This window comes from Clostridioides sp. ES-S-0006-03 (assembly GCF_020662275.1).
Classification (GTDB): Bacteria; Bacillota; Clostridia; order Peptostreptococcales; family Peptostreptococcaceae; genus Clostridioides.
Map to the genome: position 1 here is coordinate 75,568 of NZ_JADGMM010000009.1, position 18,934 is coordinate 94,501.

General features: G+C 26.1%; 19 protein-coding genes. 14 read left to right on the forward strand and 5 right to left on the reverse strand.

Going from position 1 to position 18,934, the window contains the following annotated elements:
* Nucleotides 1-89 precede the first annotated feature (89 nt).
* A complete protein-coding gene (locus IR151_RS13160; protein WP_227435084.1) occupies nucleotides 90-1,028 on the forward strand; it encodes a S8 family peptidase in 939 nt (312 codons plus the stop codon).
* A 223-nt stretch (nucleotides 1,029-1,251) separates the two neighbouring features.
* The gene (locus IR151_RS13165) at nucleotides 1,252-1,680 is read left to right on the forward strand and encodes a flavodoxin (protein WP_227435085.1); all 429 of its coding nucleotides are present in this window, start codon (nucleotides 1,252-1,254) and stop codon (nucleotides 1,678-1,680) included.
* 192 nt (nucleotides 1,681-1,872) lie between these two features.
* On the opposite strand, the gene IR151_RS13170 is transcribed toward IR151_RS13165, so the two are convergent.
* Nucleotides 1,873-2,493, reverse strand: a complete 621-nt coding sequence (locus IR151_RS13170; protein WP_227435087.1) for an aldolase/citrate lyase family protein — start codon at nucleotides 2,491-2,493, stop codon at nucleotides 1,873-1,875.
* Between the two features lie 159 nt (nucleotides 2,494-2,652).
* On the opposite strand from IR151_RS13170, the gene IR151_RS13175 reads away from it, so the two are divergent.
* From IR151_RS13175 to IR151_RS13205, 8 genes are all read left to right on the forward strand, one after another.
* On the forward strand, nucleotides 2,653-3,021 hold the full coding sequence (locus IR151_RS13175; protein WP_227435089.1) for a MerR family transcriptional regulator: 369 nt from the start codon (nucleotides 2,653-2,655) through the stop codon (nucleotides 3,019-3,021).
* Nucleotides 3,022-3,489: 468 nt separating this feature from the next.
* Entirely contained in the window at nucleotides 3,490-3,852 is a 363-nt protein-coding gene (locus tag IR151_RS13180; protein WP_227435091.1) for a metal-dependent transcriptional regulator, read from the forward strand.
* Nucleotides 3,853-3,863: 11 nt separating this feature from the next.
* A complete protein-coding gene (locus IR151_RS13185) occupies nucleotides 3,864-5,528 on the forward strand; it encodes a helix-turn-helix domain-containing protein (protein ID WP_227435093.1) in 1,665 nt (554 codons plus the stop codon).
* A 62-nt stretch (nucleotides 5,529-5,590) separates the two neighbouring features.
* The gene (locus tag IR151_RS13190) at nucleotides 5,591-6,343 is read left to right on the forward strand and encodes a sulfite exporter TauE/SafE family protein (protein ID WP_227435094.1); all 753 of its coding nucleotides are present in this window, start codon (nucleotides 5,591-5,593) and stop codon (nucleotides 6,341-6,343) included.
* A 368-nt stretch (nucleotides 6,344-6,711) separates the two neighbouring features.
* Entirely contained in the window at nucleotides 6,712-6,846 is a 135-nt protein-coding gene (locus IR151_RS20260) for a hypothetical protein (protein ID WP_255612865.1), read from the forward strand.
* A gap of 265 nt (nucleotides 6,847-7,111) precedes the next feature.
* On the forward strand, nucleotides 7,112-7,405 hold the full coding sequence (locus IR151_RS13195; protein ID WP_227435096.1) for an autorepressor SdpR family transcription factor: 294 nt from the start codon (nucleotides 7,112-7,114) through the stop codon (nucleotides 7,403-7,405).
* On the forward strand, nucleotides 7,386-8,027 hold the full coding sequence (locus tag IR151_RS13200) for an SdpI family protein (RefSeq protein ID WP_227435098.1): 642 nt from the start codon (nucleotides 7,386-7,388) through the stop codon (nucleotides 8,025-8,027). Before IR151_RS13195 ends, IR151_RS13200 begins: the two co-directional genes overlap by 20 nt.
* A gap of 265 nt (nucleotides 8,028-8,292) precedes the next feature.
* The gene (locus IR151_RS13205) at nucleotides 8,293-8,625 is read left to right on the forward strand and encodes a carboxymuconolactone decarboxylase family protein (protein WP_227435101.1); all 333 of its coding nucleotides are present in this window, start codon (nucleotides 8,293-8,295) and stop codon (nucleotides 8,623-8,625) included.
* Between the two features lie 421 nt (nucleotides 8,626-9,046).
* On the opposite strand, the gene IR151_RS13210 is transcribed toward IR151_RS13205, so the two are convergent.
* Nucleotides 9,047-10,027: a MerR family transcriptional regulator gene (locus tag IR151_RS13210; RefSeq protein WP_227435104.1), complete on the reverse strand. Its 981-nt coding sequence runs from the start codon at nucleotides 10,025-10,027 to the stop codon at nucleotides 9,047-9,049.
* 648 nt (nucleotides 10,028-10,675) lie between these two features.
* Here IR151_RS13210 and IR151_RS13215 point away from each other — a divergent pair.
* From IR151_RS13215 to IR151_RS13230, 4 genes are all read left to right on the forward strand, one after another.
* Nucleotides 10,676-10,840 carry a hypothetical protein gene (locus IR151_RS13215; protein WP_227435106.1) on the forward strand — a complete coding sequence of 55 codons (165 nt, stop codon included), beginning with the start codon at nucleotides 10,676-10,678 and terminating at the stop codon, nucleotides 10,838-10,840.
* 290 nt (nucleotides 10,841-11,130) lie between these two features.
* The gene (locus IR151_RS13220; protein WP_227435108.1) at nucleotides 11,131-12,513 is read left to right on the forward strand and encodes a PLP-dependent aminotransferase family protein; all 1,383 of its coding nucleotides are present in this window, start codon (nucleotides 11,131-11,133) and stop codon (nucleotides 12,511-12,513) included.
* Between the two features lie 280 nt (nucleotides 12,514-12,793).
* Nucleotides 12,794-13,495, forward strand: coding sequence for an AzlC family ABC transporter permease (locus IR151_RS13225; protein WP_227435109.1), 702 nt, complete (start codon nucleotides 12,794-12,796; stop codon nucleotides 13,493-13,495).
* Nucleotides 13,488-13,814 carry an AzlD domain-containing protein gene (locus IR151_RS13230; RefSeq protein WP_227435111.1) on the forward strand — a complete coding sequence of 109 codons (327 nt, stop codon included), beginning with the start codon at nucleotides 13,488-13,490 and terminating at the stop codon, nucleotides 13,812-13,814. Before IR151_RS13225 ends, IR151_RS13230 begins: the two co-directional genes overlap by 8 nt.
* Nucleotides 13,815-14,121: 307 nt before the next feature.
* Here IR151_RS13230 and IR151_RS13235 read toward each other — a convergent pair whose 3' ends face one another.
* The 3 genes from IR151_RS13235 to IR151_RS13245 all read right to left on the reverse strand — a co-directional run bounded on the left by IR151_RS13235 (nucleotide 14,122) and on the right by IR151_RS13245 (nucleotide 18,337).
* Complete coding sequence (locus IR151_RS13235) at nucleotides 14,122-14,946, reverse strand: tetratricopeptide repeat protein (protein ID WP_227435113.1); 825 nt, start codon at nucleotides 14,944-14,946, stop codon at nucleotides 14,122-14,124.
* 279 nt (nucleotides 14,947-15,225) lie between these two features.
* Nucleotides 15,226-15,993, reverse strand: coding sequence for an ABC transporter ATP-binding protein (locus IR151_RS13240; protein WP_227435114.1), 768 nt, complete (start codon nucleotides 15,991-15,993; stop codon nucleotides 15,226-15,228).
* A gap of 10 nt (nucleotides 15,994-16,003) precedes the next feature.
* Nucleotides 16,004-18,337 carry an FtsX-like permease family protein gene (locus tag IR151_RS13245; protein ID WP_227435115.1) on the reverse strand — a complete coding sequence of 778 codons (2,334 nt, stop codon included), beginning with the start codon at nucleotides 18,335-18,337 and terminating at the stop codon, nucleotides 16,004-16,006.
* Between the last annotated feature and the right edge of the window lie 597 nt (nucleotides 18,338-18,934).

Below are 18,934 nucleotides of genomic sequence, written 5' to 3' on the forward strand. Positions count from 1 at the left end.
AACTATAAATTAATAATTTAATTTATAGTTTATCACTTTAACTTGTTTATAATTTTTTATATGCAATAAAATTTTTAGGGGGATACATTATGAATAAAAAAATGAAGTTAATTCCATATGAGATAAATGAAAATTTAAGAGGAACAAAGAATAAATTTCCATATGGTATAAAACAAATGAATGCTAAAGGAATGTGGGAAGAGGGTTACACTGGTAAAAATGTTGTAGTTGGTATAATAGATACAGGTTGCGATACATCTCACCCTCTATTAAAAGGAAAAATCATTGGAGGTGCAAATTTCAGTGATGATAGTAATGGAAATAAAAATATATATGAGGATTTTAATGGACATGGAACACATGTAGCAGGCATTATAGCAGCATCTAATTATAATAATGAAGTTATGGGAGTAGCACCAGATTGTAAATTATTAATAGCAAAAGCATTAAATAAAGATGGTATTGGGACATATCAGAGTATAATTAATGCTATCAACTTTGCTGTAAGTAGCAAGGTAGATATTATATCTATGTCTCTAGGAGGGAATAAAGATGATAAAAATCTAAAAAATGCTGTTTTACAAGCAGTAAAAAATAATATTCCTGTAGTGTGTGCAGCTGGTAATAATGGAGATGGGGATTCTAGTACAAGTGAATATAGTTATCCAGCAAGTTATCCTGAAGTAATAGAAGTAGGTGCAATAAATGAAAATTATTTAGTTGAGAAATTTAGCAATTCAAATAGTACAATAGATTTAGTTGCACCAGGAAGAAATATTTTATCCACTTATATGGATAATAAACTTGCTATTATGAGTGGTACTAGTATGAGTGCACCCTATGTAACAGGTTCAATGGCATTGATTAAAGAGTGGGCAAGAGAAGAGTTTGAACGAAATTTTGATGAAGCTGAGTTGTATGCACAGTTGATAAAGTGTACAAGAGCACTTGGTTTGCCTAGAACAGAACAAGGAAATGGTTACTTATATTTAAACCTTTATAAATACAAGGGAAATACTAAAAGATAATCTTTGTTTGCTAATGAAAGATAATGACTATATATTTATGAATAAATGATAAAAATTATTTAATGAGAAATATTATCAATAAGTATTGATTTTTAAAACTGTGCATGATATTATATATTTAGAAAAAATAAAGAGATTTCAAATAAAGAAATCTTTTATTTTTTAAATTCTAGTTAGCTATAGCTAACTAAAAGAATGATTAAAAATATCGTAGGAGGTAAAAATGAATAAAATATATATTGTTTATTGGAGTGGAACAGGAAATACTGAAAAAATGGCAAATTTTGTAGCTGAAGGTGTAAAGTCAAAAGGTAAAATAGCAGAGGTTTTAGATGTAAGTTTATTGAAACCAAGCGATTTAAAAGGAGAAAATAAATTTGCACTAGGTTGCCCATCTATGGGAGCAGAACAATTGGAAGAAGGTTATATGGAACCATTTGTATCAGAATTAGAAGCAATGGTATCAGGTAAACAGATTGGATTATTTGGTTCATATGGTTGGGGAAATTGTGAATGGATGAGAGATTGGGAAGAACGTATGCAAAATGCTGGTGCTACAATTATAGGTGGTGAAGGAATCACAGCAATGGAAGATCCAGATGGAGAGGCAGAGGCTAATTGTATTGAATTAGGTAAAATGTTGGCTGAATAAATTTGTATGCTATAAAAAGCTAATTTTTAAAAACTAATGATAATATTAGTATACATAACACTAAAAAATATTAATAGCATGATATATGTAATGAATATTTTATAAAAGATAAAATATTTAATATTTTGACTTCAATATATATTCAGTACTGCCAGATAACGATTTTTTATTTGTTATCTGGCAGTATGTTTATTAAGTATAAACTGAATAATCTGAGCTATTTAATCTTATGAAAGTTTTAATAAGTGTTGTAGAAAAATGTAAGGAAAAGGAGTAATAATGTGCTCCATTTATTGTAAAAGAAATATAACCATCAACCTGTACTATATTTTCAAGATTGTCATAGCCTGCTTTTTGTTCAATTAACATCATTTTCAATGTTTCTTTATCTGCATTTTTAATATAGTCTAAATAATTCATATGCCCATAATACGAAGCACGTTGAGGGTTGCATCCTCTTATGCCTTTTGGTGGATAGGTACAAACTGATACTGCTTTTTGTGCGTCTTGTACTGTATTAATAAATGGAAAGCCTATAATATCTGTTCCCATATCCATTATAGCTCTAACAAGAGTAGGGTCACTATTTCCCAATCTAACCAAAGAAGCAGCACCACCAGCATGTGCTGCTATCATATGTTGCTGAATGTCTTTATGGTCTAAAGCTCCATGTTCTCCCTCAATCCATACAAAATCGTATCCAGATAATCCTACTAATTCACTTACAGCTGAATCAGACAGTGAAACTGCAATCCCACAAAGTACTTTTCCTGCATTTAAATTTTCTTTAATCATAGTTGCATATTTTTCCATTTATATAATCCTTTCTTTTACAAATTGATTTTTACACTTCAAACTATACAACTTCAACCTAACTTGAAGTCAATACTTTTTATTGAATACTGATTGACTATTATGAAAGGAATTTTTATAATGTTATTATTCATTTAAAAGTTTAGGGAGGTAAAGAACATGCAATATTCCATGACTGAGGTATCAAAAATAACTGAAATTTCTCCATCAGCAATCCGTTTTTATGAAGAAAAAGGTTTACTACTTCCTATCAATAGAAAACCAAGCGGTGTTCGTTACTTTTCAGAAAAGGATGTAGAACGCTTGATATTTATTACAGAACTTAAAATGGCAGGTTTATCTATAAAGAATATATATGAATGTTTTCATTTCTGTGATATGGGAGATGACACAATAGATAAAAGAATTTGCCTATTTGAGCAATATAAACAGAATATTCAAAATAAAATACATGTGTTGGAACATTGTATGGAGCAAATAGATGAAAAAGTAGCTTATCTAAATGAAAAAAAGGCAGTTAAGAAATAATTTTTTGTGCTCTTTTTATAACTATTTCTATTGAGGATAAGTAAATATAGAAAAAGGATACTAGTTTTTGATATTAACTTCTTAGAATTAATGGGTTGATAATAATTAAAATAGTGTGTAGAAAATGAATTAGTATTCCTGTCATTTATACCTGATTTTATGAAGGTTTTTCAACTATGTTGTCTATTTATTTATTTATGTAAAGTCTCGTTTTTAATGATTTTTACACTATATATCAAAATCTAAAATGGGTTTTATTTTATATGATATTTCTCTATGTAATAAAAAAGAAAATTATGATAAGATATATTAATGTAAGTGATAAAAATACTTATGAGTATAAAAGTGAGTATTTTTTTATTATATATGAACAATCTAGATTATGATGTTAAAACATACAGTTATACTTTTTTAATTAGTATGATAAAAATATTAGAATTGAATTGTTATTGCTTGGGGGAAGTAGAAATGTATGAATCAAGAGAAAATTATTTAGAGACAATATTGATTTTGGAGAAGAAAAATGGAGTTGTAAAGTCTATTGATATAGCAAAAGAATTAAATTATAGTAAAGCAAGTGTAAGTAGAGCTGTAGGGATTTTAAAAGAAAGTAGTCTTATTATAATGATGCTTGATGGTGAAATTATTTTAACTGAGAATGGTAGAAAAAAAGCAGAAGAAATTTATGAAAAACATATTTTAATTACTAGATTTCTAATAAATACATTGGGAGTTTCATTCAATATAGCTGAAAAGGATGCATGTAGAATAGAGCATGTGATAAGTAATGAGACATTTGAAAGAATAAAAAAATATTTAGACAAAAACTAAGAGGTGAGCTTATGGAGTATTTTAGTGAGTCGAGTAAATATGAAGTGCAAAAATTTAATTGGGGAGAAGTTACATGGATACATGAGCCATCAAAAACACAATCTAATAGACTTAGTGCTGGAGTTGTAAAATTTTTTCCAGGAAATTGTCAAGAAAAACATTTTCATTTAAGTGAAGAACAACTTTTATACGTGATTCAAGGAGAAGGAATACAAATAATTGATGGTAGAAAGATTAATATAAAGAAATCATCAATAATCTATTGCCCACCATATTCAGAACATGAAATTATAAATACTGGTAAAAATGATTTGATAATATTAATAGCTTATGTTCCCTATAAATTTTCGAGCTTAAAACAATTACCAATCATGTTTTCTGAGAATAATATACAAGAATTAGTTAATATAAATATACTTGAAAATATTGCAAATCAAATATCTAATATATTGAAGCTTAAAATATCTATTTATGATTCAAAACACGAAAAAATATTTGAAACTAATGGAGAAGTTAAATTTTGCGTTACTTGCAAAAATATAAGAACCTGTAATAGAAAACTTAATAAAAATATAAATAACGACAATTTTACTAAAATATATAATTGTGATTATGATGTTTCTAGTCTAGAGATACCTATAGTATTAGAAGAAAATATAATTGGATATATAGAATGTGGAAATTTTATAATATATAAATCTATTGATATAGATAAAAAGTTGTCTATATTATCAAATAACTCAAATATAGATACAAAATATATAAATAAAATTTACAGTGAAATTCCATTAAATCCTAAAAGTAGATTATATGTATTAAAAGAAAATTTACTAATGGTAACTGATTTTATTCAGGAAATAGCGAAAAGAAAATTCTTTGAAAACCAACTTAGCATAAAGGATGAGGAAATATTAAAAAATAGAAAAGACAATATAAGGCTTGAAGATGCACTTAAAAAGGCTAATACTAGGCTGTTAGAAGAAAAATGTATTATAAGCCCTATAGAAATTAGTATACTTAATACTGCTGGTGGAGAGTATCCTTATGAATTAGAATTTTCTCTTGAGAAAGAAATTAAAAATATGAATTTAGAAGGTATTTGTAAATTAATAGAGGTAAATAAGAAAATACATAATAATATTAAGAGTATTGTTCAAGAGATGACGCTCATATTATCTAGAACAGTACTTAGAGATTTAGAAGATTTAAATCTTATTTATTATGTAAAAAATAAATATACTAAAAAAATATCACTTGTAAGTAGTGATGAAGACTTATGGAATATATTACTTGAATTTTCTAAAGAATGTATTGATATTAATAGAGACTTTTGGAGAAAAGATAAAGTAAATTTAATTGAAAAGATAAACGAATATATACAAAAACATTATAAAGAAAATATAAATTTAAATAGCATATCTGATGTATTTTTTATAAGTCCAAATTATTTAAGTTCTATTTTTAATGAAAAGAATAAAATTTCAATAACTGAGTATATAAATATTCTTAGAATAGAAGAATCTAAAAAATATTTAAAAAATGGAAATATGAGTATAGCAGATATTTGTAAGAAAGTAGGATTTAATAATAGCAGTTATTTTTCACAAATATTTAAAAAATTTAATAATAGTACTCCAAATGAATATAGAAAAAATATATTGGACAATAAAAATTAAAAAGAAATTGTATAGAGTATATATTATAAAGGAGATTGAAATAGAATGTATGGAGGAATTTTATGTTTGTAATTACTTTTTTATGTATAGGGGGTTTTATAGCTGCTTTTGTAGATTCTATAGCAGGTGGAGGTGGGCTTATCAGTATGCCTGTTCTTATGGCTATTGGAGTACCAATACATCTTGCTATTGGTACAAATAAATTTGCAGCATCAGCAGGTTGTATAAGTAGTGCTTATAGATATGCAAAATCTGGCAAAACTAATAATGAACTTTTAAAAAAGTTAGTTCCTTTTACTATTATAGGTAGTATTTTAGGAGTAAAATGTGTATTATCAATAAATGAAAATATACTAAATGTTTTAGTTGTATTAATGATTTTAATAGTGGCAATTTATACTTTTGTTTCTAAAAATTTAGGTCAAGAAGATAGATTTGAAGGTATTAATAAGAAAAATTTGAGATTAGGAATGCTTATGGCATTTATAATGGGATTTTATGATGGTTTTTTTGGACCTGGAACAGGAACATTTCTAACTTTCGGATTTATAAAAATATATGGATATGATTTCTTGCATGCTTCAGCAAATACAAAAATATTAAACTTGACAAGCAATGTAACTTCGTTATTATTATTTATGATAAATGGTCAAGTATATTATAAAATTGCTGTATTGTTTGCATTAGTGATGATAATAGGGGCCTATGTGGGTGCTAAAGTTGCAATAAAAAATGGTTCAAAAATGATAAAACCAATATTTTTAGTAATGGCATTGTTTATGGTCACAAAGCTAATGTACCAGACATTGTTTTAATTAGATAGTTTTAATTCCTATAATTATTTATATATTATATAAAAATCTACAACCATTGTAGTTATATTAGTTATGGCTTTTTTATAGGATACTGATAATTAAAAACTTCAAGTGTTTTGTAGTTTCTAAATGCTCATTATAGTATATATGAGAACATATATTTCATGTTATTTTAAGATTTTCATGAGGTTAATGTTGTATAAATATGAATATATACAAATTTTACAAAAATTCTAATTATCTTCTAATACAGTTCATATATAATACATATGGAAATTGTAATATTATAATAGAAAAGTTATATAGTATAAAAATATAACTTTAATCTATGTATATGAAATATATAATAATTTGTAGGAGGAATATATATGAACATATCAAGAAGAGCTATGAAAATAATTGAACTGGCACAGAGAATTGCTAATAAAAGAGGTGTAACAGTACAAGAAGCTTGGAATGATGCCATAAGAGAATACAGAGAAAAGTATGAATATGTTGCATAAATAGTGCGCATTATATTTTAAATATAAGAAAGTTTATAAAATAAAAGGACTTAGAGTTTTGTTTCTAAGTCCTTTATTTTTTTGAAAGTAAAGTATTTAAATAAAACAATCTATGATTGAGATTGTTTTATTTAAAGCTAGTTTTAGAAATTTATATAATAATTTTCAATAACTATTTAGAAAAAAATCTAAATAGTTATTGAAATGAATAATTAATTATGCTATATTGTATTTAGATGAAATTCTAAATAGAGAGGTGATATTGTTGGGTTTTCCAGAAACGTTTAAAGCTCTTTCTGACCCTGTAAGAAGAGAAATCTTACTTATGCTAAAGAATAACAAGATGTCAGCAGGAGAAATTAGTGAAAAATTTAATATGACAAATGCCACAATCTCTTATCATCTATCTCAATTAAAAAAGGCAGGGCTCATATTTGAAACCAAGTATAAAAACTTCATTTTCTATGAAATAAATACTTCAGTTTTTGAGGAAGTTATGCTTTGGTTTTCACAATTTATGGAGAAGGGAGAAAAAGATAATGAAAAAAATGATAAATAAACAATTTGTTTTATCAACTTTAGTATGTTTTATACCATTTATTGTATCAGTTTATTTTTATAATAGATTGCCAGATCAGGTTGCAATTCATTTTGACAATTATGGAAATCCAGATAATTATGCTCCAAAAGTTATAGCAGCTTTTGGTGTACCATTATTAATGCTATGTATTCATTTATATACATGGTTTAGAATTGAAAATGAACCAAAGAAAATAGGATTTTCAAAAATACTTCAAGGTTTTTCAAAATGGGGAGTTGCTATACTTTCAGTTATTTTGCAAGTAATGATGACTGTGTATTCAATAGGAATTACTTTAGAGACAAATTTTTATATAGGATTATTTTCAGGAATATTGATTTTCTTTATTGGAAACTATATTCCTAAATGTAAACAAAACTATACATTAGGAATAAAATTACCATGGATTCTTAATGATGAAGAAAATTGGAATAAAACACATCATTTAGCTGGATGGATTTGGATTATTGGTGGAATATTGTTAATTATTAATGCATTTATTAATATTCCTTTTTATAATACTTTTGTAATAATTATGATTGTAGTGATACCATTTATTTATTCTTATTTTATATATAAAAGTTCAGCTAAAAATAACTAGGATAGTTATATATTTTTATAAAACTTAGCTAAATCTTATATATTTCAGAGCTAAAACAGACAATTAAAAACTTATTAAGATATTTATCTTAGCTCTGAAATTAATTAACATTAAAAGTAAGAAGTCATCAGTAACTATATATTCTAAGGTTATTTACCAATCAGGATATGCATTATAAATTGAAAATTCATATTTAATATTGAAAATATAAGTATGATGTTATATCATACTCTATAAAAATTATTTATGAACACAGGAGGTAGACATGAATCTTGAAGAAATGAAAGAATATAGAAAATTATATAATAATAAACTAAGTGAAACAGATGAATTTTTTAGAGCCTTTGGAAGTCTTGATGATAAGACTTATTCTGAGGGAGCTATAAGTAAAAAAAATAAAGAGTTGATGGGATTAGCAATTTCTATTTTAAGTCGTTGTGATGAATGCATTTGCTATCATATAGAGGGGTGTGTAAACTCTGAAGCAAGTAAGGCTGAAATTATAGAAGCAATAAAAATAGGTGTAATTGGTGGTGGCTCTATTACATATCCAAATGCAAGATTTGCAATAAAAATCTTAGAAGAACTTAATATATAATTATAGATTTGTTTTTGTAATTAATATTTAATATCTAAGATATATTCTAAGACAGTTTTTTTAATACTGATATAATAAAACCTCTTAGAAAATCAAGTATATCAGAGGATGTATGAGATAAGATTGACGATTAAAAAAAGGAAGTGGTTCTTGGTACTTCATTTATCTTTTTCAACTTTAAGACTTTAGATAAATTTTATTAGATTTAAATATATTGATTGCTTAAAGTTATAATAAAAAATAGATAAACTATATAGTTTATCTATTTTTTATTATAATCTTGTTTAATTGTCAATAGTTAGAATGTTAAATAGAAAGATATATTTCTTCTTTTCAAAAATAATCTTCCTCTATCATAATTGCTATCTCACAGTCATATAATCTTTTTGACAAACTAGTATTATTATGCTGATATTTTTTCTTATTTTTCCTTAATAGGTATTAGTAAATCAAGTTGTATATCTTTTACCTCAAGGTCTGTCTTTTCTATATGGCTAAAATAGTTTAAATGTTCTTCTAAAAGACCACACATATGTTCTTGGTCTTGTAAATCACCTGCAAATTTATATTTCTCACTGTTATTCACCCATTCAAGAAGTGCATCCCATTCAGCAAAATTGCCAAAAGCAATCATATGTACACCATATAACCCTCCTGCAAATTGCTTTCTTTTAAGTGGTGCCGAAATCTCCATATTATCTGGAATTGTCACCCATGCCTCATAACCATGATAGCCTGTTTCATCTATTGGATTAGGATGATTGAAACCATAACGTCTTAAATCTGGTTTAATTTTATTCAAATTGTTTTTACGCACGAATTCATCAAGCATTGTATTTGCATGAAGTTCTGGGTCATCACCAATATAATGAGCGGAAGCAATAGTAGTTGGTGGTAGGTATACTATACGTATATCATTGATTTTTGATAGTCTTTCATCTGCTTTATTTAACTTATTCATACCTTGCTCCTCCTTAAAATTAATACTAACAATATTGAGTGATTCAATAGCTGATAACAATGTGTCATTTTCAGAAATAATATTTTTGAATGGTAGTTCTGTAACTTTAATTAATTCTTTGATAAAACAAAAGAGAATATCCTTGATTGTTGAAAGAGCAGTAATTTCCTCGTCCAATTCATTTATATTTTGACGAAAGATGTTAATAGCAGTAACTGCATTTTTATTTTCTAGAATTGTTTGAATTTGACGTAAAGGAATTCGCAATTTACGCAAAAGCATAATCTGCTCAATTCTAGAAATTGCTTCATCATCATAAACTCTGTAAGCATAACCTTCACGACGAAAACTTTTAATTAATCCAATTTGTTCATAATAGCGTAGCATTCTAGTGGATATCCCCATATTTTTAGATACTTGGCTTATAGTGATTGTCTTCATTATACTTCCCTCCTTACAGCTTCAGTATAAACTACGACACGGTGTCAAAGTCAATAATTAGACATTATAATTATTTATAACCTTAATTTAATCAGTTTAAATATCTCCTATTACACTTAGTTCTTTGTGAAATTAAATAAGTCTATATAATAACATAAAAGTTTTTGAAATATTATATATCAAAGGCATACAGGCTATTTATTTCAAGCTGTATAATCATCTGCCATTATACTAGATACTGTATTTTACAGGAAAATCAAATATTTGATATGTTTTTTTAGAAAAATTCTACTAATAGCATATAAGTTTGAAACTTTTCTGTTATTAAATATTTTACCTTTTATTTACTTTTAGAAATAAAATAGTTAAGGAATCTTACTTATATATTAAATCTGCTACACAATAAATAATTTTTGTTATTTTTACTGTAAAACTTTTGGAAAGAGAAGTACTGATTTTATTACAGAGTTTTTTACAAATTAAATTGCATATTTTTATTTATAGGGTAGAATAAACTAGTTTTGTTAAGTATTTTGAAGGTAAAATAAAGTCAAAAAAATAAAGGAACTAATTTGTCTAACGTTTATTGGTGAAAAATAAACATATAGAAGTTATAATAAATATATAAAAATGTATGAGAGGTGTTGTATGTTTGGCAAACAAAAGGAAAGTGTTAGATTTCTAGAGTTTAATGATGTAGCAGAGAAGTTTGGAGAGAAAAAAGCTGTTGCAATCTTTGATGCAATAGCTGGAAAAAAATCTAAAGAACATATTATCAAAGACATAGAGAAATTAGTCAAAAACGAAGTGTAGATATTTATAAGGTATATTGAGCTTGAGGGTAGTTCTTTATACCTTCTTTTTTATTGTATAAAAATAATTAAATATTCTAGTATTCATTTAATTATGATTGCATTACTTTTATGTTGACAAGAAAGCGCTTTAAATATATGGTGTATATATTAAAATAAATTTAAATGTAATTATGAAATACAGCTATTGATTCATTTGTTTAGTTTAGGGATTTGTATAATCACTTTCCTAATGAATTTATTGTTCTAAATAAACAAAATAGTCAAATTAGTAATGTGAGGTGAAACTTTATGCCAATTAATTCTTTTGAAAATTATCCTATGAATTGGAAACCAAAACGGCCATTAAGAGGACAAATATTATATAAAGCTATTGCAGAACAATTAGAACAAGATATTGATAATGGAACTTTGTTGCCTGGTACCAAATTGCCACCACAACGTGAATTGGCAGACTTCCTAGATGTAAATGTAAGTACTATTTCTAGAGCCTTTAAAATTTGTGAAAAGAAAGGATTAATAAGTGGGGTGACAGGAAGTGGAACTTTTGTAGCTTATGATATACGATCAAATTTATTTTTGATGTCAAGTAATAAAATTACATTCATTGAAATGGGTACAATGAATCCTGATTTTGCATTAGAAGAAATGAGTACTTTATTTAAACAAATAACTAAAGAATTGGATTTTAAAACTATATTTCAATATGGACAGAGAGATGGCGCTGATTGGCAAAAAGAAGCTATAGCTAAATTGATTTCCCAAACTGGATTTAAAACCTCAGCTGATAGTTTACTTCCTGCAAGTGGAGGACAAAATGCAATTGTAGCCATTTTGGCAGGGCTATTTCAACATGGAGATAGAATAGGTGTAGACCCATTAACTTACCCTGGAATAAAGACAGCAGCCAAAATGCTTGGAATACAATTAATTCCAATTAAACAAGAAAATGGGGAGATTAGTGAAGAAGGTTTATTATATGCATGCAAGAATGAAAATATCAAGGGAATATATATAATACCAGATTATCAAAATCCCACTACACATATAATGTCAGAGGATGGACGAAAAATGATTGCACATATTGCATCCAAATATAACCTAATTGTTATTGAGGATGCTATTCATGGTTTACTTAATGAAATACATTTGAATCCAGTTGCTAATTATATACCTAATCAGACAATTTATATTACAAGTTTATCAAAAATTCTTGCACCTAGCTTACGTCTTGCATACATTGCTACACCTAAAAAGTATAGAGAAGCCTTATCAAGTGCTTTGTATAATATTAATCTCTCTCAATCATATTTTTTAACAGAAATAGCTTATCGTATGATTGCATCAGGAGAAGCAGATAAATTAATTGAGGCACGCCGTAAGTCTGCTAGAAAGAGAAATGAGATTGTCAATCAATATTTATCTGAGTATAATATTTTAGGAACTAATGAATGTATATTTAGATGGTTAATACTACCTGATGATATAATGGCTGAAAAACTTGAGTTACAAGCACTCAAAGAAGGTGTACAGGTTTATGCATCTGAGCGCTTTGCAGTTGGAAAAGAAAAACCTATTTCTGCAATAAGAATAGCTGTATGTGCTACAGAAAATATAGAAGAACTTAAATTTGGTTTAAGTGTATTAAAACGATTACTAAAAGAAAAAAGATAATTGTATTGCACACAATATTTTAATTGTGTGTAATTTTTTTTGCTGTTACAATGAAAATATGATAGATAATTGATTTATAAGAATTGACATATATTATTGCCTCACAACAAAAAGTAATTATAAATTAATAGTATTTCAAAATTAATTTATTTTTATTTATATAGTAAAGCTTATATAGTTAATTCAAATCTATGTTTAAGTATAATTGCAATTATATGATTAATCTATTTTATATTTTAATAATACTCAGTGTATTAAAGGTTAAAAGGAGTGATTTATCATGGAAAGAACTCAGCAACTAAGAGAAAGTTTTATTGCTTCTATACCCATATTTTTGGGCTATATACCAATAGGAATAGTAGGAGGAATACTATTGCAGAAATCTGGTCTTTCACCTTTCCAAATAGCATTAATGGTAACTTTGGTATTTGGAGGAAGTTCTCAATTTATTGCAGCTTCAATGATTTCAGCTGGTGCAAGTGTAACGTCTATTGTATTAACCACATTTATTGTTAATTTGAGACATTTTTTAATGAGTTCCAATTTAAATATGTATATAAAAAATAAAAGTCCAAAGTTTATATTGCCATTTTGCCATACCATAACTGATGAAACTTTTGCAGTTAATTATGAAAAATTTACTACTGGAAATTGGACTGATAAAAATGCAATCTATCTCAATTTTTTTTGCCTAGTTTCATCAGTCTTAGCTAACTTTATTGGCGCATTTTTAGGAGAAACAATATCTATAGATAGTTCTATTTCTGGATTTATACTGACCTCTATGTTTATAGCATTAATAGTTTCTCAAATAAAAAACAAGATTTATGTTTTAGTATTTATATCGTCAATTATTATTTCAATTATTTTATATGTATTGTTTAAGAGTAATTTAGTAATTATAGTTGCATCAATTTTAGCCTCTTTAATTGGGTTCTTTGCAGAAGAGGTACATTCTAAAAAGGAGGAATCTTATGAATAATAGTAATTATATATTTTTTATTATAATAGGAATGTACATTGTTACATACCTTCCAAGAGTTCTTCCAATGTTAATTTTTTCGAAAAAGGATATGCCTGAGTCTTTGAAAAAAATAATGAAATTTATACCTGTAGCAATACTTACTTCTTTAACAGCGAAAGATGTATTTTTTAATGGAGATAATTTATATTTGTCTGTAGTAAATCCTAAAATTATATCTTTTCTAATTGTGCTTCTTGTTGCATATAAATTTAAATCTATTGGAATTTCTATTGTTACAGGTGTGATATCTATATATTTATTTGGATTTATTATGTAATATTTAACTACTGTCATATACAAATTTTAAAATTATAAATATTTATAAATACATATTGCTTTAGATTTTATTATTTAACATAATTATATATTTTTAGTATTATCTTGTTATGTATTTTAAATTTAATTGATTAATGTTTTACGTACAAATATAAAGAACTTATTGCTCATATACTAACTTTCATATAGTAATAAGTTCTTTTTTATAATTTAAGTTTGTAATTGACTTATAAATATTTTGATTCAATAGGGAATATTATTAAATACATAATAAATAAAAATGAATTTATTTTGTATAAATTAAATAGTTACTCTAAATCATTTTTTATTGTATCTAAGTTATATTTTGCATCAGCATTATTTTGATTAATATCTAATGACTTATTTAAAAATTTTTTTGCCTCATCATATTTTTTATTACACATTAATATAACTCCCTTTAAATTGTATGCATCACTTGCTTTCTTTTTGTAGTCAGAACTTTTTTTATCTAAATATTTTAAGCAGTTATTAATTGGGAGTAGAGCATTATCATAGTCATCTAAATACATATAGTTAGATGCCTCTATATAGTAAAGATCTGAATTGCTAGAATCAGCATCAGTTGCTTTTTTTAGCAATATAGCAATTTCCTTAAAAGATTCTTCTGAAAAATTTTCTAGTTTTAGATATACAAAATCAAGGTATCTAGAACTAAGGTTACTTTTAAAATTTTCATGCCATAATAACTTATATCGATTGTTTTCAACTACAAAATATCTATCAACTTTTAAAGCTTTCCTTTTTCTAGAAAACATATCTTTTATATCATAAGTTTCTTCTAGTTTAATAAGATTCTTATATTCTTTTCTATCATATTTCTTCTTTTCTATATTTTCTTCTTTTCCTAATTTATAGCCGATTACTTTTTTAGTTTCTATTAATACATCCTGATACTCTTTAAACCTTTCAAGGCTAACTTTTTTCTTGGTGTCTTTGCTTAGTAAATCATATGCTGTTTCATAATCTCCAGAATTTACTCTATCACTGTACTTTTTTGCTACTTCACTAGCACTTTCTCTTGGAGAACATCCTGTTAGTAATATTGCAATTAATACTATTAATATTAAGGGTACTCTTTTAATAATGTTCATAATATAATCCTCTATAATTAAATATTTATTAATTTTATTTTATCATCAAACATTAGATAAGTCATCAGCTTTAATATATATGTGAAGTAGATAGTTTAATAAAATGTTGTATATCTTAATTTAGATATATGAAAAATTTCTTATAAACAATTATTGCTTTAAGAAGTTGTACTTATATTACTTTATAGATTTCCTAATAATAGATTTACTTATTTCTTTACTTATAACTATTTTGATTTTATAATATTAGTAATATCTGTTTTATTTATACTAATATTTCTAAAAACCTAATTCTAATAACCAGTTTGTAAGTTTATTTTCTCTTTCCTTTAAATTGTTATTATATTCATTAAACTTTCCTAATATAATTTCTCCAATGATTACACCATCAGACATAAATACTACTCGTTCTGTTTTTGCTGCAACTTTGGCATCATGAGTTACAAGCATAATGGTTGTACCAGAGTTATTGATATTTAAAAGAATTTCCATCACTTCATTTGTTACTTTAGAATTAAGTGCACCTGTTGGTTCATCTCCAAATAAGATTTCTGGAGTATTAATTAATGCACGACATATAGCTGCTCTTTGAAGTTGACCACCAGAAACCTGAGTAATATCTTTATCTTTGATTTCTGAAATATTTGTTTTCTCCATAAGTGTTTTTGCTCGTTCATTAATTATTTGGCGGCTTTCTTCCTTTCTCAAATAGGCGGAAAGGACTATATTATCAAAAATATTTAAATTTTTTAGTAAATTGCTTTGTTGAAAGATAAATCCCATTTTTTCTAATCGTATCTTCGATAATTCTTCCTCAGACATACTAGAAATCATTTCTCCGCAGAATGTAATATTTCCAGATGTGAGTTTATCCATACCACTTAAGTTATAAAGTAGAGTTGTTTTTCCTGAGCCAGAAGCTCCCATAACAGATACAAACTCTCCATGTTGAATGGTTAAATCAATTCCTTTTAAAACTTGATGTATATTCTCTTTGCTGATGACATATTCTTTACTAATTTTTCTAGCTTCTATAATATTATTCATAATATACCTCTTATTCTATGATAGACATAATTTTTATTTTTTTGATTGTCATACTAATTGCTGTAATAGTAACAGATACAGTTATAATTAAAGTTATTGGACAAACTATATATACAATTAGTGGATTTGTTATAAATTGTAAATTGGATATACCAGAAAGAAGTAGCCCTGCTATTTTCTGACCAATTGTATTTGATGCAATAATTCCTAAAATAATTCCAATTGTAAGCACTAATAATGCTCTTGCAGTATATTGAGTTCGTATATTTTTAGTAGAAAATCCTAAACTAAGCATAATTGCAATTTGTGATGTATCTTTAGCAATCAGCATTTTGAAAAACATTGCTGTAATAAATCCAGAAATCGAAACAGATAGAATAATAGCTAACTTTATAACAAGTCTTAGTTGGCTAATAACAGAGCCTAATGTCTGACTTACATAATCATCCATATTTGTAACTTTTGCAGGATAACAATCCATTCTATACTGATCTAATTTATCTGTTAAATTAACTCCAGGTTTCATATTTAAATTTATGATATACCATAAAATTGTATCTTTTTTGTAAGGTAGCATCGCTTTTGCAGTCTTACCACCATATGTAACATCTTGATAAATGCCACTAACAGTGAGAATTAGTTCATTATCTTCTTCTGAAAAAATGGATAAATTATCTCCAACACTTTTCCCTAGTTCATCAGCATTTATAACAGATAGAGCAATCTCATTTTCATTTGTTGGTGCAGAACCATTTACATATTCAAGTGGAAAAGTTGAAAAATCTCCATTTTCTATTTTCATGTTTTCTATCGCTCCATCCTGGTTCACTACCTTATAAGAACTCGTTATAAAGGAAGCATATTTTTCAACATCATCATCACTTTCAATCACCTTCAATATAGAATTAAGATGGTTTTGAGTTTCATTTGTCTGTTGCAAATCAATGCGAATATCGCTTTGACCAGCTCCCATATAAGTAATAAATTCTGGAGACTGAATAGTATTTAGAAAATTAAGTGGTATAATCATGAGGAAGGTGCAGACAGCATAAACAAAGCAGAGTAAGCTATAAATGGTAAATCTTCCAGTTACTTCATTTAATCCTAAAAAGAGATTAACATTTGTTATTTTGCTTTTGTACAGTTTTATATTATATCTGTTTTGTTTAGTGGTCATTGAAGTACCTGTTTTTAATGCTTCTACTGCTGATATTTTATTAAATCTTTTGAGTATTAGATTACAAAAGAATATAACTGCTATAAATACAATAACTGCACCAATTAATGGGATAAAGACACTAAAAGTATTTTTTTCTACTGTACCCATATAAAGATTGATATTCTCTGTAAAAAAAGTTCCAATAAATAATGAGGTTATATAACCAAAAAAACTTGCTAAAGATGCAATCAATAGATATTTTGCAAGATACAACTTTCGGATATTAACACTTTGGATACCAATTGCTTTCATAACACCAATTTCACGATAATCTTCTTCAATAGTTGTAATTAGTGTAAATCGTAAGCATAAAGTAGAAATTATAATAAGTAGAATACTAATTAATATAATAATTGCAACTAAAATTCCATCAGATAATGCATTTAGTACTTGATAAAGAGAATAAGTTATTGATGTTCCTGTTTGTGGAAGATTAGTTGATTGATATAACGTTTCAAATTCACTAATTTTATTTATATCATTTAATAGAAATTCAATAAGGTACTCACTTTCACCTAAGTTAGCATGTAAAGTATTCCAATCATCATTACTGATTAAGAAACGCTTTGAAGTAACAAGGGAAGGGTTCATTTGTACATCACGCACAAAGTCTTTTATTGTAAATTCCATGAAGAAATCACCATTGGCTATTTGTATCTTATCTCCAATATTTAAATTATTTTGTTTCATGTAATAGACAGGAACCCCTATTTCTCCATTTTCTACTTTTAATATAGCATTATTCATGTCTAACAAAAAATCGAACTTATTATTTTGCCTCACAAAACTATTTTCTAAAACACTGTCAGATTGGCTTTTTTTCTCATTTCCTAGAAAAATATTTCTTCCATTGATATTTAGAAGTTCAACCGTTTGTTGTTCTTTTACAGACGGAGTTGAAGATGTAAATTCATTGATTAATTTTTGGTTTAATTCTCCAGAATACATTTGAACATAGTGAGGTGCATGAGATTGTCTAAACAAGGAAGACATAGAACTAGTAAGTTCTATAATGATATTTGTAGCACTAGATACCAACATAGCTGCCAGGAAAATAAATATGAATAATGTGGCTGTTACTACTTTATTTCTTGCTAAATCTTTTTGTAATATTCTTTTTAACATATTTCATCCTCGTTTCTTAAAAATTTTAAAAAATTAAAAATAGCATAAGTATAGCAATGTAAATAACTAAAGTAAGTGAACTGAGTTGAATATAAAAAAACTCAAGAAAGTGTATCATAAGTGATTTTTTTATTAATGTTATATATTGATAAGAGATAACAATAGTTACCACTATTTTCATTAAAATTTTTATTAGTTAGTCTTTATGTACTTTCATAATCATACAAATATATGTAGATTTTATACTTATATCTATTCTATAGACTGACCGTCGGTTTATATTAATGATACAGTGATATACCTTTTTTGTCAAGTAAGCTTTAAAAAATTATGATACCTAAATAGTGTTCAATAATCAAAAAAGAGATATAAGGTATAAGAACCTGTATGAATACACACAAACTTTTTTGTTAATATATATTTATAAAAGTTCCTGTATTAAAGATATAAGAAATTATGAATTTGTCTTTATATCTTCATATTCTTAATATAGAAAAAAGTTTGTTATAAAAAATTATATGTTAGGTAAATTACTATTTTATAGATGATTCATAGAGAATAATACTTTATTTAGTAATATAAAGATATTTTTTATTT